A 21,440-nucleotide genomic window follows, 5' to 3' on the forward strand; every position below is an offset into this window, starting at 1 on the left:
ATGTGTCTAGCAGCGTTTGCCATCGAAGCACATCCAGACTGGCCATTGGTCGTGGTAGCCAATCGCGACGAGTTTCATGCACGCCCGACGCAACCGATGCAACCTTGGCCTGAGATGCCAGAGATTTTGGCGGGGCGCGATCTACAAGCGGGTGGCACGTGGTTAGGGATTGATACCGAGGCTCGTCTTGCGTTGCTGACCAATGTACGCGACCCTAAGAACTTAAAACATCATGCGCCGTCCCGAGGCGCGTTGACCGAGGGCTTTTTGCGCAGTGGCTGCAGCGCAAAGCGTTATCTTCAAAGCATTGCCAAAGACGCCCTGAGCTATAACGGTTTTAATTTGATTGCCATTGATACCGATCACTCTGCCTGGCATGCCTCAAACTATCAACAACCATTTGCAAAGCCTATCGGTAAAGGAATTCATGGATTATCCAATGCACTTTTGGATACGCCTTGGCCTAAAACGACACGCACGGCACAGGCGCTATCGGAATGCTTATCTTTAGGGTCAGCACTTGATGTGGACTTGCTTTGCAACATCATGCTCGACATGACGCCGGTCGATGACCATCTCTTGCCCGACACGGGCTTGAGTTTGCCACGCGAGCGCTTGCTCTCTACTCCTTTTATCGTCAGCCCAGATTATGGCACCCGTTGCATGACAGTCGTGTTGCGGCATATTTCGGGGGCTTGCTGGGTACAGGAAGACACATACGACCCACTAGGACAGCGGACACACCGTCTACGCTGGCACCTCATGCCGGGTGGCCGGTGGCAAGCGACTCAACTTGACCTAGGTAATTTCATCACAACCTGATCAGCAATCACATACAGTGATTCATTGGGTGATGGATTGTATGCATGTCCACCGGTAAAAGCCCCATAAGCAGGCAATATTAAGTGTTTCTCGCCCACCACAAAACATGCCAGTCTTAATCGCTCACGCGCCCTGCCCTGTAGCACAACCACGGGATGAATATGCCCTGACATCACAAAGCCTGAGTCAGTAGCGCAAGCCCCCATTTCATGACGGCAGACGACCGAGGCAAATATAAAAGGCTCGTCCACGACGTCAATGTCAAGTGCAGCAGGCGGATCACCAGCTCGGTCATCGTGATTGCCACGAATCAGGGTTATTTGCATGGCCAGATGGTCTGTGCGCCAGCGTGCGATCGCTTCAAGCGTTGAGCTTGATTTATGCACCAGCGGACCATGCAAGAGATCCCCGAGAACGACCAAATGCTTGACCTTGCAGTTGTCGATATCGTTTGATAACTGCTGCAATGTCTGTGTCGTAGTGCCCTGAGGTACTGGCTGCCCGAGGCGCCGGTAGCTAGCTGCTTTGCCCAAGTGCACATCAGCAACAAAAAGCGTCCGATGATCATGACTGAAAGCCGCGCCTGAGGGTAGTAGTGACAGAAACAGCTCGCCAAACTTAATGTCAGTTTGCTCAGGCATCAACGGCTTTCTCCAGGTCTCTAACCAAACGTGCGACACGATCAGACAGTTGTTCAGAGCTAAGTCTCTCACGCAATCGATCAACAATTAGCGGAAATGCAAATGGCGCTGGTCTGGCAAGCACCTTGATATTTAATGGCATGGCTTGAATTTGATTCAATGTTTGAGCAAGACGATTATGTTCAAGTTCGTGGCTTAAGACCTCATCGTAAGCTTGTCGAAGCAGTTGATTTTCAGGATCATGCTGACGAAACACCTCAAAAAACAACCCAGAGGATGCCTGAATTTGTTTCGCGGTTTTTTTGGCGCCTGGATATCCCTGAAACACCAGGCCCGCCACCCGCGCAATCTCCCGAAAACGGCGTTGCGAGAGCTCGCTCGCATTTAGGCTCGCCAAAATGTCGGCAGTTAACGTTTGCTTGTCAAACAGTTGCCTGTCCATGACCTCGTTGATATCAAGCGGCTGGACACAGAGCAACTCAAAACCGTAATCATTGACTGCCATGGTAAATGTTCGCGGGGTTCGTTGTGACAACCGCCAGGCCAAGAGCGTGGCCAACCCCAGGTGCACGTGACGCCCGGCAAACGGATAAAAAAATAAATGGCTACCTTCGCGTGATTGCCACTGCTCAACTAGTAAATAATTTTTACTCGGTAGCGCCGACCAGCGCTCTTGGATAGCCAGCAATGGCTTGATCGCCAACCATGCAGGCTCGCAATCGTTGTGCGCGCCGTCCAGACGCGCAAGCATAGAATCGGCCAGCTCGGATGACAACGGCATATTACCGCCAAGCCAGCGCGGCACAACAGCGCGCTTATCGCTTGCCCGTTTGACGTAAGCAGTCATTTCTCGTACTCGGACAAGCTCGACCAAACGACCAGCAAAATAGAAGGTATCACCTACTTTCAACCGGGCAATAAAGCTCTCTTCGACTTGTCCCAACCGTGAGCCACCACCGCCCTTGCGCCAGAAACGAACTTGCATCATGGCGTCACTAACGATCGTGCCGATACTCATTCGATGGCGTCTACCCAATTGGCGATCAGCCACACGCCAGATACCCTGGGTATCGGGCTGAACCCGTCGATAATCAGGATAAGCCGCTAGCGCTTTACCACCGCCCGCCACAAAATCAAGCGCCCATTGCCATGCCGACGCGTCAAGGTTTCGATATGCATAGGCTTTGCGTACTTCGGTATAGAGTGCATGCGGTGTAAAGCCGCCACCCAAGGCAATCGTCACCAAGTGCTGCACCAGCACATCCATCGGTGCTGTCAGACTGTGTCGTGCTTCAATCGCTTTTTGTGCGACCGCATCCTGTGCAGCAACTGCCTCAAGAATTTCCAGACTATGGGTGGGCACCAAGCCCAATTTGGCAATCCTGCCAGGCGCATGCCCGGCGCGGCCGGCACGTTGCATTAAACGCGCCACACCTTTGGCTGAGCCAATTTGCAAGACTTGCTCAACCGGCAAAAAATCCACCCCCAGATCCAGACTAGAGGTGCAAACCACAGCGCGTAAGCTACCCGTCTTCAGCCCAGCCTCTACCCATTGCCTGACCGCTGGATCGAGCGAGCCGTGATGCAACCCCAACACACCCGCTAAGTTGACATCGTGTTCAAGCAAGGCCTGATACCATCGTTCAGCCTGTGCCCGGGTGTTGACAAACACCAGTGTGCTGCTTGCTTGCCAGAGCCGCTTGGCTACATCATCGATTAAAGACAGTCCCATGTGACCAGCCCAGGCAAACCGCTCGACTTTGGGCGGCAGCACCACATCGATGGCAATCTGTTTAGGCGTTTCATCTGAGATCAACAAGCCCGTCTGATCTGATGCCCAGGTCAATGTCTTTAAAGCCTCATCAAGATTACCCAGCGTTGCAGACATCCCCCAGCACACCAGGTTGGGCTGCCAGTGTGCAAGGCGCGCCATGGCCAGCTGCACTTGCACTCCGCGTTTGTTGGCGAGCAGTTCATGCCATTCATCAACGATGACCACTTGAACACTGCGCAAGCGAACCTGGGCATCGGTGTTTGCAAGCAACAGGCTCAAGCTCTCTGGCGTGGTGACCAGCACTTCAGGCAAGTTCTTACCTTGGCGAGCTCGAACGGCGGCGCTGGTGTCAGCTGTGCGCATTTCCACCCGCCAGTCTGGCATCAATTCCTTGGCCGTTGCTGCCAACGTTGCAGTGGTATCAGCGGCCAGGGCTCTCATGGGTGTGACCCAAAGAATTTTTAAACTGCCTGCCTTTAGCTCATCTCGTCGCTCACACGCCAACAAGCCACCGAGCCAAGTGGCAAGCGTTTTACCGCTTCCGGTACTGGCATGCAACAAACCCCATCGGCCCTCTTGCATCGCTCGCCAGACCCTGGCCTGGAACGCAAACGGCTGCCAGCCTTGTCGCTCAAACCAGCGATGAATAGCTGATTCGATCATAGTAAAGCCTTTAATTGATCAAGCGTGTCAGCTTCTTGCACAGGCTTGTCTGTGCGCCAACGAAGCATCCTCGGAAACCGCAATGCCACGCCACTCTTGTGACGAGTGCTAGGCATAATTCCCTCAAATCCGATTTCAAATACAAGCCTTGGCTCAACGCGGCGAACTGGCCCAAACGATTCGAGCGTAGATTTTTTAATGATCGCGTCAACCTGACGAAACTCCTCATCAGTCAGTCCGGAATAGGCTTTTGCCACGGGCACCAAGATCGCTGGTGCATGAGCGTGCGGTCGATGCCAAACTGCAAAGGTGTAATCGGTATAAAGATTGGCGCGCCGTCCATGGCCTTTCTGCGCGTATATCAAAACCGCATCAATAGACAATGGCTCGAGTTTGTATTTAAACCAAAGACCCGAGGCGCGTGTACGACCAATCCCATAGTGTGAGTCGCGCGCCTTGATCATCAGCCCTTCGGTACGACAATCGCGAGCCGATTGCTGTAACGCTACTGCCTCATCCCAATGATCGACATCTAGGCGTGCAGACAAGCGAAGCTGCGTACTGAGATTTGGCAGCAATTGCTCTTGAAGTTGTGCGCGTCGGCTGGCAAGCGATTGATGACGGCAATCTTGACCATGCACTTCCAGCAGATCGTATGCCATAAAAATTACCGGATGATCCGCGAGCACCCTGGCAGTGACTTGCTTGCGCCCGAGACGCTTTTGTAGTTGAGCAAACGGCGCTGGCACAGCTGAATCTTTCTGCCAGACAAGCACCTCACCATCAAGCACAATGCCGTCAGGCAGCAACTGCGCCGCTTCGATTAATTCCGGGAATTGTTCACTAATAAGCTCTTCGCCGCGTGACCAAAGCCAAATTTGACCGGCACGCTTGACCAGTTGCCCACGAATACCATCATATTTGTATTCGATTTGCCAATCATCCACGTCCCCGAGTTCAGCTTGTAAGCCGGCTGCGTTTGCCTGAATTGACTGCGCCAAAAAAAATGGATAAGGCTGCCCTGGCGAGACGATTGCATCTGCGCTGGTATTGGTCAGAGCCGCAAAGGCATCTGCATCAGGCTGGGATTGGGCGGCTAGATACCCTACGAGTCTTTGCGCCATCAGGGTGACTGGCAAACCGGTCGCTTGCGCTAATGCACGGGTGACCAGCAGGCGAGACACCCCCACCCTGAAGCCGCCGGTTAACAGCTTCAGGCAAACAAACCGAGTATCACTATCCCAGCCATCAAGCGCATCTGCAAGCGCACTCACACGATCCTCTGGCTTAACGTTTCGTAACGGCAACAGCACATTCACTACCCAGTCATGCAGGCTTTCATGGCGTGTGCATTGAATCGGCGGCAAGATGAGCGTAATCGTTTCCGCAAGATCCCCTACACTTTGATAGCTAGCCTCAAACAACCACTCGGGCATCTGGGTTTGGGTTTGCGCGTAATGTCGCAAATCCTGGGTAGGAATCAGCCTTTTTAATTTACCACCCGCCAGAAAGTAGACTGCCCAGGCTGCGTCAGCGGGTTTAGCCGCAGAAAAATACGCCGCCATGAGATCTGTCTTGGATCGACTTGAGGTCGTACGGTCTAGCGCCTGATAGAGCTCAGCAAACTGTCTCATCAATCGAGAACCTCAAGGTTATTCGTCATGCGCATCACCCTCATGGCCATAGTCGGTTTCGAACGCCTGGGCATCGAGTCCTTGCTCTTGCAACCAACGAATCAAAACCGCTGTGTTGCCGTGAGTGACGATCACACGGCTAGCACCTGTGGCATCAATAGCACGCAGCAGGCTTGGCCAGTCCGCATGGTCTGACATGACAAACCCGCGATCGACGCCTCTGCGTCGACGCGCACCGCGTACACGCATCCAGCCACTGGCCATGGCGTCTGAGGTCTGGCCAAACCGACGCATCCAGCTGCTGCCCGCAGCTGCAGGCGGTGCCAGGACTAGTGCCCGCTGACGGTCAGCGGCTTGAACATCGCTAGCAGTCTGTGTTGCAGGCAGGTTTACGCCAGCGGCGCGGTAGACATCATTTAGGGCGTTTAAAGAGCCATGCGTGATAATTGGACCAATCGAGGTGTCGATACTTGCCAGCACACGTTGACCCTTACCTAATGAATAAGCATAGAGAACACTGGCGCGATTGTTGCTGGCGTTGTCAGCCCACCAGGCGTTAATTTGCTGACTCACAGTGGCAGGAGATGGCCAACGATAGACTGGTAAGCCAAATGTCGATTCGGTAATAAAGGTGTCACAGGCCACTGGTTCAAATGGATCACAGGTTGGGTCAGCATCTAGCTTGTAGTCACCAGACACTACCCAGACCGCATCGCGCCATTGCAGGCGAACCTGAACCGATCCAAGCACATGGCCAGCCGGATGCAGGCTTATCTGTACGCCATTGTGCTCAATGGTCTCACCATAGGCCAAAGTCTGTAGATTGATCTCACCGAGGCGTGTGCGTATTACCTGTTCACCAGCGGCACTCGCTAGGTAATGTCGATGTCCAATCCGTGCATGGTCGGCATGCGCGTGCGTGATGATTGCCCGGTCGACCGCACGCCATGGATCGATATAGAAATCGCCTGGCGGACAGTAAAGCCCTTGTGGGCGCCTGATGACTAAATCCTCGCGCATGTACTGAGACCGTGTAATTGGCAGAAGTTAATTGGTTGACTTATATTTTTACTGTATATTTATACAGTAAATAAGTTCGAAAATGGGTGTCTGTCGTTACCCGTGAGTCGTTGTTATCTGTCAGTCCTTGCATATCAGTCATCACGTGACTGATTTGAATTGAGTGTGTTGGTATTACCCATGGATCGTGATCCTTTTAATGAGTCTTCAAACAATATCGTGGCACACAGCGTGCTACCGGCAGGTGTCTGGCGCGCCAGCGAACAAGCCATCGCTGCAGTGCGCACCTGCAGCAGCACTCATTCTGAGCTTGACACCTGGCTGCCAGGTGGTGGCTGGCCGCGAGGCAGCTTGATCGAAATTCTGACCGATGCCCCGGGTTCTGGTGAAATTGCCCTCATCGCTCCAAGCTTGGCTGCCTTACCAACGCAACGCCCTATCGTACTGCTCAAGCCGCCCGCTGTCCCTAATGTTCTAGCTTGGCAGCAGTGGCAAATTTCAAGCCATCGGCTGTGGTGGCTGCACCCTAAAACCTTGCCTGATGCTTGGTGGAGCGCTGAAACCGTGCTGCGAGGACATGGTTTTGCAGCACTGATGGCCTGGCTGGATCCGATTGACGAGAAGGCATTACGGCGCCTGCATGCCTGTGTCCAAGAAACGGATACCTTGATGTTTTTGTTTCGCCCTAAAAGGGCGGCGCAACAATTCTCACCAAGTCCGTTGCGTCTGATGCTCACACCCAGCACGGCAAGGACCATGAGCATTGAAATTATCAAATGCAAAGGCAGCAAACCTGGCGTACCGATTGTGCTGACGTTCAAGCCAGATGAAAAAACAGCTGCTGGAGTTGGTAATGTGGATGGCCATCGCACCGTCTGCCTGGTCCCCTAAATGGCAAGCGCCCCTGATTGGGATTGCCGCGGCCATGACGCCGACCATGGTCTGGCACCACCAAGCCTTATTGCTTGATGTTCAAGCCAGCTTGCAGTGGCTCGGTGGCGTGCGCGGCCTAAAGCGGCGAACGCAGACTGAATTACGGATGTTAAGCATCAGCGCTCGCATCGCCATTGCAACCACTGCGCCAGGGGCCTGGCTGTTGGCCATGGATTTACAAGCACAAACACATGATGGCCTAGCTTGGCGTTATGCCTTAACGCCCAAACGTCTGGCGCAGCGTCTTGATTCGCTGAACATCGATTGGTTACCCGCGGCTAACCGTCATGCGGCTTGGCTGCACCGCGTGGGTTGCCACACACTCGGACAGCTACGTGCGCTAGACCGAGCAGAGCTGATAGCACGCACCGATCTTGCGTTGGTGAAGTCTCTTGATCAAGCTTATGGGCAGGCTATTTTTACGTATGCGCCGTTGAAACTGCCGCTTAAGTTCGACGATCATTTGCAGCTACCATACCTTATCGAAGATACCCCGGCGCTAGGGGTCTTCATCAAACGTTTGTTACAGGAGCTCTGTAACTGGCTAGGCACACATCACTTGGCATTATCGCGGCTCGAGTGTCGCCTGTATCACCGTGATCGTCGGCGTGCCTGGCAACCCACCATACTGATGCTAGCGATCAGTAATCCAACTGATTCACTTGCAGTTTTATGGCGTTGGTTACAGATACGCCTTGAACAAACCCGTTTACCTGCGCCGGTATCGGATATAGGCCTTCAGACCCGGGAGCTTGCGCCTAAAAGTCAACACAACGAGTCGTTGTTTCCCCATGATTTATGGGATAACGAGTCCGCATCTGAGACATTGGATCTTTTGCGAGCCCGACTGGGCCAGACTCGTGTGCAACAAGCTTTGGTATCGGCTGATTACCGTGCGGAGCTTGCCAGTGCCTGGCAAGGCCAGCCAACACGGCAATCCATACCGACTGTATTGAACTGGGGGGCACATTGTCCGGCTTGGCTAGTCTTAGAGCCCAAGCCCCTGACAGTGCGACAAGAGCAACCCTGTTTGCAGGGGCCACTCAAACTGTTGCAAGGTCCTTATCGCATTGAAACGGGTTGGTGGGACAACCGTTTGGCATTACGCGATTATTTTGTAGCAACAGACCATTCATGTAGAAGGTACTGGATATTTCGTGAACGTGATCAGCTGACTGCACGCTGGTTTTTACATGGGCTATTCGGGTGATGACAACATTGCCAGATTATGCCGAGCTTTGTTGTCAAAGCGAGTTGTCATTCTTGCAAGGTGCCAGCGCACCTGAGGCACTGGTGCAGCAAGCCGCCGCACAGGGTTATCAAGCACTGGCCATCACTGACGAATGTTCAGTGGCAGGTGTAGTGCGCGCATGGCGTGAAGCACACAACCACAATCTGAAGATCATCATTGGCAGCCTGTTTCGGGTAAGGCACCCTAAAGAACCAAGCTGGGCGGTTGTGATCCTTGCCAAATCACGTCAAGGCTATGGGTCGCTTTGCCAAGCCATCACCACAGCATGTGCACGATCCTCGAAGGGTAATTACTTATTTATTCCTGAGGATTTGGCCAATCTGCAAGACTGCATGGCCATTTTGTTGCCACCACCAGCGAGTCTGCTCAACGCGCTAGAGGCGGGCGTGAGCGCATTGAACACACACTTTAAAGGCAGCTGGTGGCTTGGCGACACCGCATTGCTGCACGCCAATGAGGCGGCTGTACGCCAACATGTCCATGAGCTAGCCATCAAACATCGGGTAAGGCGTGTGGCCGTTGGCCAGGTTCATATGGCTAAGCGCTCGGATAAGCCGCTGCAGGATGTAATGATCGCGATTCGCAAGCAAACGCCAGTGCATGCATGTGGCTGGGATTTGGCTCCAAACGCCGAACAACACCTGCGTAGCCGCTTGAGGTTGACTCAACTCTACGACGCCCAGAGCTTGAACGAAACTCTGATTGTTGCTCGCGAGTGTGAGTTTGACTTAGGGAGTCTGCGCTATGAATACCCTACCGAAATCGTGCCCACTGGATATACAGAACAAATCTACTTGCGTGAACAAACCTGGATAGGCGCACAAGCGCGCTACCCTGACGGGATTCCTGCCACAGTCACAAAACAACTCCATCATGAGCTTGATTTAATTGGGGAGCTTGGCTACGCGGCTTACTTTCTGACAGTCTATGACATGGTGAGGTTTGCCCGCAGCCGTGGAATTTTGTGTCAGGGGCGAGGCTCGGCCGCCAACTCCGCCGTTTGTTACTGCCTGGGCATTACCGAGGTTGACCCACAGCATGGCAATACTTTGTTTGAACGATTTATCAGCCGTGAGCGCAATGAACCCCCCGATATTGATGTTGACTTCGAACATCAACGTCGCGAAGAGGTGATTCAATATCTTTATCAGCGCTATGGCCATGATCGGGCTGCATTGACCGCTGTACAGATCACTTATCGGCCACGCAGTGCTTTGCGTGACGTTGGCAAGGCCTTAGGCATTGACAGTCACATCATTGATCGAGTCGCCAAGTCACAAGCGTGGTGGGATGGCACACCGAACTGGTCTGACAGCATGATTACAAACGCCCCTGGCCTTGATCAACACAAGATTGAACAGTGGATTTATTTGGCACGAGCTTTGATTGGCAAGCCACGCCACCGCTCACAGCACCCGGGAGGGTTTGTGCTCTCACGCGGGCCCTTAAGCCAGCTTGTACCCATTGAGCCAGCCACCATGATCAATCGTTATGTGGTGCAGTGGGACAAAGATGACCTCGATGCATTGGGTTTACTAAAGGTCGATGTGCTGGCACTCGGCATGCTCACGGTGATCCGTCGAGCCTTGAGTTTGACGGCCAAGCGTCGCAAACAAATGGTATTTCAAATCCAGGACATTCCAAGGCATGACACCGCGACTTTCGAGATGATTAGCCGGGCCGACACGGTTGGAGTGTTTCAGATCGAGTCCCGTGCACAGATGAATATGTTGCCACGGTTAAAGCCACGCGAGTTTTACGATTTGGTCATTGAAGTGGCGATTGTGCGTCCTGGACCCATTCAAGGTGGAATGGTCCACCCTTACTTACGTCGTCGCCAGGGCATGGAACCTATCACCTATCCTAGCGCGGCCGTCAAATCGGTGCTTGAGCGAACACTCGGTGTTCCGATATTTCAGGAACAGGTCATGAAGCTAGCCATGGTAGCTGCAGGTTTTAGTGCAGACCAAGCTGATAGCCTGCGCCGTGCCATGGCCGCCTGGCGTCGTCGCGGTGGACTAGAGAAGTTTCAGCAGCAATTAATTGATGGGCTGATGAGAAACGGTTATTCCCCCGAGTTTGCTCAGGCCGTGTTCAAGCAAATTCAAGGATTTGGCGAATATGGGTTTCCAGAAAGCCATGCCGCGAGTTTTGCGTGGCTGGCCTACGTGAGTGCCTGGCTGAAATGTCACGAACCCGAAAGTTTTTTAGTGGCATTACTGAACTCACAACCCATGGGTTTTTATAGTCCATCACAATTAATTCAAGATGCTCAGCGCCATGCGGTCAAAGTGCTGCCGGTAGATGTACAGACCAGCGAATGGGAGTGCATATTAGAGCCCTGTGATTCACACCGCCCCGCTGTGCGCCTGGGGTTTAATCAAATCAAGCATCTCTCCGAAACAGCGGTCAAGCGGATCATCAACGCACGCTCGACGGGACTATTTAGTAACGTTGATGATTTAGCCAGGCGTGCTGGTCTAAACCCCGCCACCTTGTCTTTACTTGCAAACTCAGGGGCCTTCTCCAGTATGACTGCACATCGACGTCAGGCCCTATGGCAAGCTGCCGCGGCACGACACGACGCTGACTTACTGAGCGAACTTTCCGCCAATCAGGTCGTACGCAGTCAATTGTCGTTGGCCTCAGAAGCTCAAGAGATGTGTCTGGACTTTCAAAGTCTGGGTTTTACGCTGGGTCGCCACCCCTTAAGCCTAATTCGAGCTGAATTGGCAACCCAGCGGTATCGCGTTAGTGATGAACTGCTTGGTTGCCGGCACGGACAACTGGTTCGGGCCTGTGGAATCGTCACATTACGGCAACGACCACACACGGCGCGCGGCGTGATGTTTGTCACGCTCGAAGATGAAGCCGGCCAAATCAACGTGATTATCCAGCCACACCTCATTGAACGGGAGCGATCCGTTTTATTGCATGCCGTACTGCTAGGTGTCATAGGTACTTGGCAAACCGATGGCCATGTACATCATCTGCTAGCCGGTCGCCTGATGGATGAAACGAGCAGACTTCAGCATTTAGGCTCCATACCTAGCCGCATGGGCCCCCATCGAGTATTGATGGGGTAAAGAAATAGTCCTGGTAAGTTTTTATGAGCTCAACGCTTGCTTAACGAGCTGTGAGACCTGACTCATATCGGCACGTCCAGCAAGCGACTGCTTCAGCGTCGCCATTACTTTGCCCATCACCGCCGGGCCTTGAGCCCCACTGGCTTGGGCTTGCTCAATGGCTGCAGTGATTGCAGCCTTGATCTCGACTTCCGTTGCAGCCTGCGGCAAGAACTCCTGTAGAACAACGATTTCCGCACGTTCCTGATCGGCGGTCTGCGTCCGTCCGGCCTGCTCATAGGCAGCAATGGATTCACGACGCTGTTTAACCTGCTTTTCTATGATGGCGGTGACTTCGGTATCTGACAGCTCCTTTTGCTCATCGACTTCGCGCTGCTTGATAGCCGCTTGCAGGAAACGCAACGTGGATAGCCGTGCACTATCTTTGGCACGCATGGCGTTCTTAACTTCATCCGAGATGGTTTGTTTTAAAGACATCTTATCGATTCACTTTAAGCATTTTGAAGGACGCAGTGGCTTTGGCCACTAACTTATTGTCTGCATCACGAATTTCACCCTCACAGAAACAAATGGAACCGCCTCTGTGAATGCAAGTCGCTTTGATGGTGAGATCAGTTGCGCCAGGCGCCATAAAACTGGTTGACATATCGATGGTGGCCATGCTGACACCAGTCAGGTCATGGGAGCGGCCAGCTGCTGACAACGTGAAATCAAGCACACTCATCAACGCGCCACCGTGCACATGCCCCCGACTGTTAACCAAATGCGGCTTGATTGGCATGCGTGTGATGGCCGTGTCGTTCTCACACTTTACTGGCACGACACCGAGATGTTCAAGATAAGGAATGTGATATCCAAAAAAGCTGACTTGGTCAGCAGATGCGAGTATGGCCATGAATAATTTTACTGCGTTCAGTAGTGGTTAATTTAAAAAGGATGTAGTAATTGGCTTTTTGCAGCCTTTGCTTGAATATCTTTACTGACGACTCTTCACAGCCTCAGTCGGAAAATAATTGATACAACTTGGGACACCAAACTCGATGGCTGCCTGCATGGCATCAACAGCTGTCATGTCCCAAGGGGCCACTCCCCACATCTGGACAGTCACTCGAGACTTGCTGGTAGACTCAGCAACTATCCGAACGTTTGACAATAGTGTATCGGTCATGGACATGTTCACCCGTACCAATGCAAACTTGTTGTCTGGATCTAGCTGCGATGTCAAAGGGAATCTATCTTCAGTGACCAGACACATTTCGCTTTGCGCGATTGCCCGCTCATAAGCTGTCTTCACAGGCACACTCACTTGAAAGGTTTTTGCGGGGGATTTACCCGGATCGATACCCTTGCAGGCAACCAGACCGAGTGCGATCGCAACCACGGTTAACCGGCTAAAAAAACGAAACCTGCACCCCTGTATGGTTCTCATTTGAAATACCTCTCTGCTACCCCGCCGATGATCCCTTCGATTTGCATCAATCAAAGCCTTGTTAGCCCGTGATACGCTAGGGACAACTCCACGGTTGCTGTTGCCATGAACTTTAACGCTAAATCTCCATGGGTGCTTGTCTGCGGACTGCTCGGTGCCACAGGTGTCGCACTTGGGGCGCTCGCCGCGCATGCGCTAAGCGATCCACAAGCTGCGATCTCGGTCGAACGAGCCTCGAATTACCAGCTACTACACACCGTTGTTATTCTAGTGCTGCTTGGGTATCCGGGTTGGACCATGCTGCTTGCCCGGTTGATTATGTTTGCTGGCATCGTCGGCTTTAGCGGCGCGATTTACGCCAAGTATCTACTGGGCCTACCCGCCCTAGGTGCCTTGGCGCCCGTGGGGGGCAGCCTCTTGATCTTGTCATGGTTTACAGTGGCAGCGGCCTGGTTAGCCAGCTTTACCGCCAGATCAAGAGACGACCGATAATTCAATCCATCTAGATAATCCCCTTCTGTTTCAACCCTTTGATCTGATCATCGGTTAACCCGAGGTCGTGCTTCAGTATCTGTTCGGTGGCTGCACCAAGCGACGGTGCTGAATGAGTCAGATTCACCGGCGTATCAGAAAGCCGGATCGGACTGTCGACGCTTGGGACCTGAGCGCCAGATTCATGCGCCAGGGTTGTTTTCATGCCGCGATGTTTGACCTGCACATCCTCAAACACTTGATCTAGTGTGTAGATCGGGCCACAAGGCACATTGTGCTTCTCAAAAATCTCCACCCACTCAAGCATGGACTTTTGTTTTAGCGGCACTTCCAGAATTTTCTCAAGCTCGGTGCGGTGCCGTACACGATCGAAGTTACGGGCAAACCGTTCGTCTTGCGCGAGCTCTGGCATGCCGATGGCCTGGCACATATCGGCAAACTGACTATCGTTGCCCACTGCCATGATGACATCACCCTCTTTGCAGCGAAACACCTGGTAAGGAACAATATTCGAATGCACATTGCCCATACGCTGAGGCACTTTGCCTGACATGAAGTAATTCATGGACATATAAGACGTCAATGACACGGCGCAATCAAGCAAGGATAAATCGATGTGCTGGCCACGACCACTGACGTGACGGTGTTCGATCGCAGCAAGAATGGCAAAACTGGCATACATGCCCGTGGTCAGATCCGTAATGGCTACCCCGTATTTCATAGGGCCACCACCAGGTTCGCTGTCTGATTTGCCAGTCAGACTCATCAATCCGCTCATCCCCTGGAACACAAAGTCATATCCAGGCAAAGGCGCATAAGGTCCGGTTTGTCCAAACCCCGTGATTGAGCAATACACCAACCGCGGATTAATGGCGCTTAGGCTTTCATAATCGAGCCCGTATCGTTTTAGGGTCCCGACCTTGTAGTTTTCAACCAGAACATCCACTGTCTTGACGAGCTCACGGATGATTTCCTGCCCCTCGGCTGTTGCAATATCAATCGTGATGGAGTGCTTACCCCGATTGACGGCCATGAAATATGAGGAGTTATTGGTGTCATTGCCCTGAGCATCCTGCAAGAACGGTGGCCCCCAGGCTCGGGTATCGTCGCCCCGGCCAGGGCGCTCAACCTTGATCACGTGCGCCCCAAGGTCAGCAAGATTTTGTGAAGCCCAAGGGCCTGCAAAAATACGGGAGAGATCTAGTACACGAAGGTGCTCGAGGGCTTTGGTCATGGTTAAAAGCTCACGGTTGGTCAGACAGGTAAACGATTGCTCCGAATTTACATTAAGAAACGACTTCTCTGGTTGGCGATGATCATCGCGATGCCAAACATAGCCTTTGGCAAACCAGAAATCCAGACGGGGCGCCAAAATGCTAAAACCGTCAGAAATGCACTTTTTAAGCGCACATGATTAACTCAAAACTAATGGCCGGTTGACTGACAATATGACAATACGAGACAAAGCCTACATTGTGGGTGCCTACGAGCACCCTACCCGTAAAGCACCTGATCGATCCGTAGCGCAACTGCACGCCGAATGCGCCAAAGGGGCGCTGGAAGATGCCGGACTATCGCTTAGCGACGTCGATGGTTATTTTTGTGCCGGCGATGCACCGGGTCTCGGCATGTTGAGCATGGTTGATTACATGGGCCTGCGTAACTTGCGGCACATCGACTCAACCGAAACTGGCGGATCATCCTATCTTGTTCACGTATCACATGCCGCCCAGGCGATTGCGATGGGCAAATGCGACATCGCGCTGATCACGTTGGCTGGACGACCCAGATCAGCCGGTTCATCGGGGCTCAAGCCTCGTAATTGGGGCACGGACTTGCCCGATGCACCGTTTGAAACGCCGTTTGGATCAGTCACCGTCAACAGCTACGCCATGGTTGCGCAGCGTCACATGTATGAATTCGGTACGACGCTTGAACAACTAGCCTGGGTCAAAGTGGCAGCATCACACCACGCACAACACAACCCAAACGCCATGCTCAAGGATGTTGTGACGGTCGAGGAAGTGATGAACTCACCGGTGGTTGCTTCACCCCTCAGACGCTTTGATTGCTGCGTGGTCAGTGACGGCGGTGGAGCTTTGATTGTGGCCAGACCTGAGATTGCTCGCCAACTCAAGCGGCCTTTGGTCAACATTCGAGGTGCGGGCGAGGCAGTCAAGGGTCAGCTTGGCGGCGAGGTAGACCTCACGTACTCTGCAGCCCGTTTTTCCGGGCCGAGGGCTTTTGAAGAGGCTGGTGTTACCCAGGCCGATATTAAGTATGCATCGATCTATGACAGCTTCACCATCACCGTGATCATGCAACTCGAAGACCTCGGCTTTTGTAAAAAAGGTGAAGGCGGAAAGTTTGTGGCTGATGGCAATTTGATCTCCGGTGTGGGCAAATTACCGTTTAATACCGATGGCGGCGGTCTGTGCAACAACCATCCAGCCAACCGCGGTGGTATTACCAAGGTAATTGAAGCTGTGCGCCAATTACGTGGTGAGGCACACCCAGCTGTGCAAGTTCCAAACTGCGACATCGCACTGGCCCACGGCACAGGCGGCTTTCTGGGCTCACGCCACGGCAGCGCAACCCTAATTCTGGAGCGACTCTGATCATGAGTAAACCCTACCAACCCAATGCTATTACCCCACCAGTTATCGAGCCTGGTACGGAACACTTCTGGGATCAAGCCAGAGCAGGACTGCTAACGATCAAAAGCTGCAAGTCGTGTGGCAAGGTGCACTGGTATCCACGCACGCTATGCCCCTTTTGTATGGGCGAGACTGAATGGAAGCAGTCCTCTGGCAAGGGCAAGATCTACAGTTATAGCGTTATGCAGCGAGGCGACCCAAATCCCTACTGTATTGCGTATGTCACGCTTGAAGAAGGTGTCACGATGATGACCCAGATTGTCGATTGCGATCTTGATGATGTCAGAATTGGCCAGGCAGTTGAGGTGGTTTTTAAACCCACTGATGGCGACGACACACCGCCAGTGCCCATGTTTATACCCACGTAGCGCTATAAACGATTCATCTAGCGCCTGTGGTTGCATAGATACTGCCTGAAACCATGGCCGATTAACGGCTAGCTTTCAGGCAGTGCTTTTTCTGCTGCTGACAATTCAATCGGCAGTCCATGTGGCGTTCGTGCCGTTGCATGCCGCCATCCGGCCTGTCGAACGCTTAATTGCTCTGCAGAAAATACCTTGGCATCAAGCGCTACCTTTTCAAGGGCCGATAGCCAATGATGATAGTAAGTGCGTCCGAGGTCGGGATCCCCATGAGTTTGGGCGGCTTTGATAGACTCTGATAGCGTGCGGGCCCATTGTTCCCAGCTAAAAAGCCCTCGCTCATACAAGACTAACGTCATCGCGAACGCTTGTGCCTGCCACGGCTCATGAAATGCCGGGCCATCATCATGCAACAAGGGTAAGTCAATCCCAGATTGACTTAATGCATCCTGACATTGACGAGCCGCTTTCCAATCAATTTCCGGCATCGATGACCTCCAAGAGATAAGGCTCCCAGCAATTAAGACTGACCGAGCTTGCGGAGGTCTCTGCACCCCAGATTTCCCTGGCAGCAAATTCAACCGTATAGAGCCACTGTGGCTCATCAGGGCCTATCGCACTTTTATCAGGAAATACGTGCATCCCATGTAATGCTGTGATGACACCTTGCTTGTCACGACAGTAGCCTGGCAGGCGTGTGTGTGTTCTGGGATTGGATTGAATGGTACGCACGTGCTGTCCAATCGCAAATCTTGCTGGTGCGGTGGTAGGCCGCTGACTTGGCCAACCTTTGTTCAATGCCGCCGGCAACTGATGGGCATCGAGGGCTTTAACACCAGGCAATCCAGGACCCTTGGCCTGGCCACTTTCAAGCTCATCCCTACTTAACATGCCTGTCTTGAGCAATTGTGTCTCCAGCGCATCCAACCAAATCTGATAGTAGGTATTGGATAGATACTTCAAAGGTGGCAGACTCTCCCGTATCGAACGCGAGCGGTCAATATTCCATTGGCCAGCTGTATTGGTTACCACTGTCAACGCGAACGCACGTCTTTCCCAGTCGTGATGAAAAACAATCGAGGAATCATCAATTTGAATCGGACCATAGCCCTGCATACCACCCATATCGTGCACATTATTCATGACTGGCATCCGTCTTCATCGCTGGAGAAGACACAATATTCGTCCCGATCATGGCATCGCGGGTCACGATCGCAGCAAGCTCGGTTTCGGACCAGCCTGTGGTTCCTTCTGGGCGCATGGGCAAGACCAGGTAACGTAATTCGGAATTTGAATCCCATACCTTGATTTGCACATGCTCGGGTAATTGGCAGCCAAATTCAGCTAGAACGCTACGAGGATCAATGACCACTCGTGATCGGTATGGTGCCGACTTGTACCAAACCGGAGGCAAACCCAGTACTGGCCATGGATAGCAGGAACACAGCGTGCAGACCACTACATTGTGCACTTCCGGGGTGTTTTCAAGAACGATCATGTGTTCACCCCCTCTTCCAGAAAACCCCATGGAAGCAATTGCAGCGGTGGCATCAGTAAGCAACCACGCCTTGAACTTTGGATCGCACCATGCGCGAGCCACGACCTTGGCACCGTTGTGCGGCCCGATTTTGGTCTCGTATGTCTCGATTAAAAAATCCAGGGCAGCGGGATCGACATAACCTTTGTCAACGAGCAATGATTCCAGCGCTCTGACTCTAATGTCTTCAGCTGACAAATGGCTCATCTCATGATCGTGACCATGTTCATGGTGATGTTCGTGTCTGCTCATACTTATCCCCCTGTAGTGATACCTAAAGGCTAGCACCCCGGGCGGCTATCGACCAGATGTCAACCACCTTATCCCCGCGCACCACGACAAGCTCGTCATACAGATTGACGGTCGGATCACAATGCCCCGGTATCAGGCGCAATACATCACCAAGCTGTGGCCGTGGACCTTCGATGACATCGATGACGCCATGCTCGTCTGACGCTTTGAGATAAGAAAGATTTGGTTGTCCGTCCACTCGGGGCATCCCACTATCCACACTCATTGACTTAAGGCCAGCATCTACCACCACAAAACCGTCGTGCGATGCGCTCATTACGGTGGTCTGAATAAAAAGTGCGTGCTCGAACCTAACGTCATCAGCGGCTGCCAGATTGTCGGCATAATCCCGGTCCATAAATACATAGGATCCAGGCTGAATCTCCGTATACACGCCCGAATCGCGCTCGAGCCAGAACGTGCCGGTACCGGCACCTGTGACGCACGGCACATCGATACCCGCCTTGGTTATCAGATCAACCGCCTGGCGCGCGATCTGGGCTGCCTGTGTGATCGCGGTCTGCCTTTGGTTTGCCTGCCTTAAATGTTGCGCTCGGCCTTGATAGCAGTGTAATCCTGCAAATCGACAGCCCGGCGTGGATACGATTTGCTTGGCCAGCTCAAGCGCTGACTCAGGATCAACTCCACAGCGCTGACCACCCACCTCGATTTCGATGTAAACATCCATCGACTTTGCCTGACCGGCCATCGCTGCTGCCAGATCAGCCAATTGTTGCTGATCATCCACCAAAACCCCCAATTGAATCGTTTGGGCTAACTGCGCAAGCCTTGCTAGCTTGCCTATGCCAACCACCTGGTTGGTCAGCAAAATATCCGTAATGCCAGCTTGCGCAAAAATCACGGCCTCACTTAGCTTCTGACAACAAACACCGACCGCACCCTTGGCAATCTGACGACGAGCAATCTCAGGACATTTGTGACTTTTGGCGTGGGGACGAACCCTCATCTGCTTGGCGCAATGCATCAGACGATCCAGATTGCGATCAAACACATCTAGGTCGAGTATGAGCGACGGTGTCTGAACGAGCGAAACGGTATCACCGATCTGACAGGGCTTCCAGGGCAGCAATAGAGTCTCCCATTTATCATTAAGCTTGGCGAACAATTTACGCAGGGTTATAGAACCGAGTATAAGTGGGAAGATCTTAAGTTTGAATCAATAAGTAATCTCTACATTTCTGAGGCGGGCATTGCAATCATGAGCAGTATCCTCGGCGTACGCGCACTATTATTCGATGTATTTGGGTCGGTTGTCGATTGGCGCACGAGCATTGCACGCGATTTGTCGCAATGGGGACATGACAAAGGCATCGGCATTGATTGGGAGGCGTTTGCGCGCGCCTGGCGCAGGCAGTATCAACCCAAGATGCAGGAGGTTCGAAGTGGCAAACGCGGATTTACCCTGCTCGATGACTTGCATCGCGAAGCGTTGGAAACGTTGTTGCCAGAGTTTGGGCTTAGCCACCTAAGCGAAGCCGAGAAGAGTCATATCAATCAAGTATGGCATCGCCTCGACGCTTGGCCCGACAGTATTGCGGGGCTCTGGCGACTTAAGTCGAAATTCATCATCGCCCCGCTGTCAAATGGTAACGTTGCTTTACTAAGTAATATGGCCAAACATGCCGGCTTACCCTGGGATTTAAACTTGTCAACCCAATGGTTCAATGCTTATAAGCCTCAGCCCCAAACTTATTTAGGTTGCGCACGGGTGCTCGGTTTAAAACCAGAGCAAGTCATGATGTGTGCTTCGCACAATGACGATTTAAATGCAGCTAGGCAATGCGGCTTGAAAACGGCATTTTGGCCCAGGCCGACCGAGTACGGGATCGAGCAGACGATAGACTTTGAAGCTGAACAAGCTTGGGATATCGTGGCTAAAGATATAAGAGACCTTGCCCAACAACTCTTGGACAGATAGCTCATGACAAAAAGGCCACAGCGTACAGCTGTGGCCTTTTTTAATTGGTCGGGACGGAGGGATTTGAACTCTCGACCCCTTGCACCCCATGCAAGTGCGCTACCAGGCTGCGCTACGCCCCGAAGCAGGAGATTGTATCAGAACAGAAACTTCAATGCTCAGACGCTACCGAGCAGCCTCGAGATATCCGCTAATTCGGACCTTAAAGCCTGAATTTCCTTTGCCGACAAGCGTACAGCTGCGTCTGGATCGACCTGAGCGTCTCGCCCGTCAGCAAGACGATTGCGTGCACCACTGATGGTAAAGCCCTGTTCGTACAACAGTTCACGAATTTTACGAATCAACAACACCTCATGGTGCTGATAGTAACGGCGATTCCCACGGCGCTTGATTGGCTTTAGCTGAGTAAATTCCTGTTCCCAGTAGCGCAGCACGTGCGGCTTCACTGCACAAAGCTCACTAACTTCACCGATGGTGAAATAACGTTTGGCAGGAATTGAGGGCAAAGCGATGGATGGCGTTTCAGTCTGGTTCATAGTCAATTCGAACACTTAACGCAGTCGATTCTAGCCTAAATGTTCTTGTCCGTTGCCGACTTGTTGATCTCGAGTCTCGATAGCGAGCTTTAGCTTCTGACTTGAATGAAAAGTCACCACTCGACGCGCGGAAATTGGAATCACTTCACCGGTTTTGGGGTTTCGCCCAGGCCGAGCGGGTTTATCCCTTATCTGAAAATTACCAAACCCCGATAACTTTACGTTGTTGCCACTTTCGAGCGCTTGACGAATTTCATCAAAAAATGTCTCCACAATATCCTTGGACTCGCGCTTGTTTAGCCCAACCCTTTCGAACAAAGCCTCCGCAAGCTCAGCTTTGGTCAGCGTATTGGTATCTGACAACATTCATGC

Annotated in this window: 22 protein-coding genes and 1 tRNA gene; 8 read left to right on the plus strand and 15 right to left on the minus strand. The window is 52.6% G+C overall.

Annotated features, from left to right (window positions below):
- Positions 1 to 822: an NRDE family protein gene (locus tag DHf2319_RS07475; RefSeq protein ID WP_243477542.1), complete on the plus strand. Its 822-nt coding sequence runs from the start codon at positions 1 to 3 to the stop codon at positions 820 to 822.
- Here the strand turns inward: DHf2319_RS07475 and pdeM are convergent.
- Genes pdeM through DHf2319_RS07495 form a run of 4 tightly spaced genes read right to left on the minus strand, consistent with a single transcriptional unit; the run spans position 789 to position 6,554 of the window.
- Positions 789 to 1,463: a ligase-associated DNA damage response endonuclease PdeM gene (pdeM, locus tag DHf2319_RS07480; protein ID WP_243477543.1), complete on the minus strand. Its 675-nt coding sequence runs from the start codon at positions 1,461 to 1,463 to the stop codon at positions 789 to 791. The genes DHf2319_RS07475 and pdeM overlap by 34 nt on opposite strands.
- Complete coding sequence (locus DHf2319_RS07485) at positions 1,456 to 3,900, minus strand: ligase-associated DNA damage response DEXH box helicase (protein ID WP_243477544.1); 2,445 nt, start codon at positions 3,898 to 3,900, stop codon at positions 1,456 to 1,458. Before DHf2319_RS07485 ends, pdeM begins: the two co-directional genes overlap by 8 nt.
- The gene (locus tag DHf2319_RS07490) at positions 3,897 to 5,534 is read right to left on the minus strand and encodes an ATP-dependent DNA ligase (RefSeq protein WP_243477545.1); all 1,638 of its coding nucleotides are present in this window, start codon (positions 5,532 to 5,534) and stop codon (positions 3,897 to 3,899) included. The genes DHf2319_RS07485 and DHf2319_RS07490 overlap by 4 nt, the downstream gene beginning before the upstream one ends.
- 18 nt (positions 5,535 to 5,552) lie before the next feature.
- Positions 5,553 to 6,554: a ligase-associated DNA damage response exonuclease gene (locus tag DHf2319_RS07495; protein ID WP_243477546.1), complete on the minus strand. Its 1,002-nt coding sequence runs from the start codon at positions 6,552 to 6,554 to the stop codon at positions 5,553 to 5,555.
- A 180-nt stretch (positions 6,555 to 6,734) separates the two neighbouring features.
- On the opposite strand from DHf2319_RS07495, the gene imuA reads away from it, so the two are divergent.
- Genes imuA through DHf2319_RS07510 form a run of 3 tightly spaced genes read left to right on the plus strand, consistent with a single transcriptional unit; the run spans position 6,735 to position 11,825 of the window.
- Positions 6,735 to 7,445 carry a translesion DNA synthesis-associated protein ImuA gene (gene imuA, locus DHf2319_RS07500; RefSeq protein WP_243477547.1) on the plus strand — a complete coding sequence of 237 codons (711 nt, stop codon included), beginning with the start codon at positions 6,735 to 6,737 and terminating at the stop codon, positions 7,443 to 7,445.
- Positions 7,414 to 8,697, plus strand: a complete 1,284-nt coding sequence (locus tag DHf2319_RS07505) for a DNA polymerase Y subunit UmuC family protein (RefSeq protein ID WP_243477548.1) — start codon at positions 7,414 to 7,416, stop codon at positions 8,695 to 8,697. The genes imuA and DHf2319_RS07505 overlap by 32 nt, the downstream gene beginning before the upstream one ends.
- On the plus strand, positions 8,697 to 11,825 hold the full coding sequence (locus DHf2319_RS07510; RefSeq protein ID WP_243477549.1) for an error-prone DNA polymerase: 3,129 nt from the start codon (positions 8,697 to 8,699) through the stop codon (positions 11,823 to 11,825). The genes DHf2319_RS07505 and DHf2319_RS07510 overlap by 1 nt, the downstream gene beginning before the upstream one ends.
- A gap of 21 nt (positions 11,826 to 11,846) precedes the next feature.
- On the opposite strand, the gene DHf2319_RS07515 is transcribed toward DHf2319_RS07510, so the two are convergent.
- The 3 genes from DHf2319_RS07515 to DHf2319_RS07525 all read right to left on the minus strand — a co-directional run bounded on the left by DHf2319_RS07515 (position 11,847) and on the right by DHf2319_RS07525 (position 13,254).
- Positions 11,847 to 12,302, minus strand: coding sequence for a GatB/YqeY domain-containing protein (locus DHf2319_RS07515; RefSeq protein WP_243477550.1), 456 nt, complete (start codon positions 12,300 to 12,302; stop codon positions 11,847 to 11,849).
- Between the two features lies 1 nt (position 12,303).
- Positions 12,304 to 12,720, minus strand: a complete 417-nt coding sequence (locus DHf2319_RS07520; RefSeq protein WP_243477551.1) for a PaaI family thioesterase — start codon at positions 12,718 to 12,720, stop codon at positions 12,304 to 12,306.
- 81 nt (positions 12,721 to 12,801) lie between these two features.
- Positions 12,802 to 13,254, minus strand: coding sequence for a BPTD_2524 family lipoprotein (locus DHf2319_RS07525; protein WP_243477552.1), 453 nt, complete (start codon positions 13,252 to 13,254; stop codon positions 12,802 to 12,804).
- A 105-nt stretch (positions 13,255 to 13,359) separates the two neighbouring features.
- Here DHf2319_RS07525 and DHf2319_RS07530 point away from each other — a divergent pair, with 105 nt between their 5' ends.
- The gene (locus tag DHf2319_RS07530; protein WP_243477553.1) at positions 13,360 to 13,746 is read left to right on the plus strand and encodes a DUF423 domain-containing protein; all 387 of its coding nucleotides are present in this window, start codon (positions 13,360 to 13,362) and stop codon (positions 13,744 to 13,746) included.
- Between the two features lie 10 nt (positions 13,747 to 13,756).
- Here DHf2319_RS07530 and DHf2319_RS07535 read toward each other — a convergent pair whose 3' ends face one another.
- Complete coding sequence (locus DHf2319_RS07535; protein WP_243477554.1) at positions 13,757 to 14,980, minus strand: CaiB/BaiF CoA transferase family protein; 1,224 nt, start codon at positions 14,978 to 14,980, stop codon at positions 13,757 to 13,759.
- Between the two features lie 214 nt (positions 14,981 to 15,194).
- On the opposite strand from DHf2319_RS07535, the gene DHf2319_RS07540 reads away from it, so the two are divergent.
- Together DHf2319_RS07540 and DHf2319_RS07545 are read left to right on the plus strand one after the other, a co-directional pair.
- A complete protein-coding gene (locus DHf2319_RS07540) occupies positions 15,195 to 16,364 on the plus strand; it encodes a thiolase family protein (RefSeq protein WP_243477555.1) in 1,170 nt (389 codons plus the stop codon).
- Positions 16,365 to 16,366: 2 nt separating this feature from the next.
- Positions 16,367 to 16,771: a Zn-ribbon domain-containing OB-fold protein gene (locus tag DHf2319_RS07545; RefSeq protein WP_243477556.1), complete on the plus strand. Its 405-nt coding sequence runs from the start codon at positions 16,367 to 16,369 to the stop codon at positions 16,769 to 16,771.
- Positions 16,772 to 16,839: 68 nt separating this feature from the next.
- Here the strand turns inward: DHf2319_RS07545 and DHf2319_RS07550 are convergent, their stop codons facing one another.
- From DHf2319_RS07550 to DHf2319_RS07565, 4 genes are read right to left on the minus strand one after another with little or no spacing between them, the layout of a single operon-like run.
- On the minus strand, positions 16,840 to 17,253 hold the full coding sequence (locus DHf2319_RS07550; protein WP_243477557.1) for a nitrile hydratase accessory protein: 414 nt from the start codon (positions 17,251 to 17,253) through the stop codon (positions 16,840 to 16,842).
- Entirely contained in the window at positions 17,240 to 17,908 is a 669-nt protein-coding gene (nthB, locus tag DHf2319_RS07555) for a nitrile hydratase subunit beta (RefSeq protein WP_243477558.1), read from the minus strand. Before nthB ends, DHf2319_RS07550 begins: the two co-directional genes overlap by 14 nt.
- A complete protein-coding gene (gene nthA / locus DHf2319_RS07560; protein ID WP_243477559.1) occupies positions 17,901 to 18,554 on the minus strand; it encodes a nitrile hydratase subunit alpha in 654 nt (217 codons plus the stop codon). Before nthA ends, nthB begins: the two co-directional genes overlap by 8 nt.
- Positions 18,555 to 18,576: 22 nt before the next feature.
- On the minus strand, positions 18,577 to 19,683 hold the full coding sequence (locus DHf2319_RS07565; protein WP_243477560.1) for a DSD1 family PLP-dependent enzyme: 1,107 nt from the start codon (positions 19,681 to 19,683) through the stop codon (positions 18,577 to 18,579).
- A 129-nt stretch (positions 19,684 to 19,812) separates the two neighbouring features.
- Here DHf2319_RS07565 and DHf2319_RS07570 point away from each other — a divergent pair, with 129 nt between their 5' ends.
- Entirely contained in the window at positions 19,813 to 20,532 is a 720-nt protein-coding gene (locus DHf2319_RS07570) for a haloacid dehalogenase type II (RefSeq protein ID WP_243477561.1), read from the plus strand.
- A 45-nt stretch (positions 20,533 to 20,577) separates the two neighbouring features.
- Here DHf2319_RS07570 and DHf2319_RS07575 read toward each other — a convergent pair.
- The 3 genes from DHf2319_RS07575 to DHf2319_RS07585 form a co-directional block, all read right to left on the minus strand.
- Positions 20,578 to 20,654 (minus strand) — tRNA-Pro (locus tag DHf2319_RS07575).
- Positions 20,655 to 20,690: 36 nt separating this feature from the next.
- Positions 20,691 to 21,068 (minus strand): MerR family transcriptional regulator, encoded by a 378-nt coding sequence (locus DHf2319_RS07580; protein WP_243477562.1) that lies wholly within the window; start codon positions 21,066 to 21,068, stop codon positions 20,691 to 20,693.
- A gap of 30 nt (positions 21,069 to 21,098) precedes the next feature.
- Positions 21,099 to 21,434, minus strand: a complete 336-nt coding sequence (locus DHf2319_RS07585) for an integration host factor subunit alpha (RefSeq protein ID WP_243477563.1) — start codon at positions 21,432 to 21,434, stop codon at positions 21,099 to 21,101.
- Between the last annotated feature and the right edge of the window lie 6 nt (positions 21,435 to 21,440).

It is taken from the genome of Orrella daihaiensis, assembly GCF_022811525.1.
Taxonomy (GTDB): Bacteria; Pseudomonadota; Gammaproteobacteria; order Burkholderiales; family Burkholderiaceae_B; genus Algicoccus; species Algicoccus daihaiensis.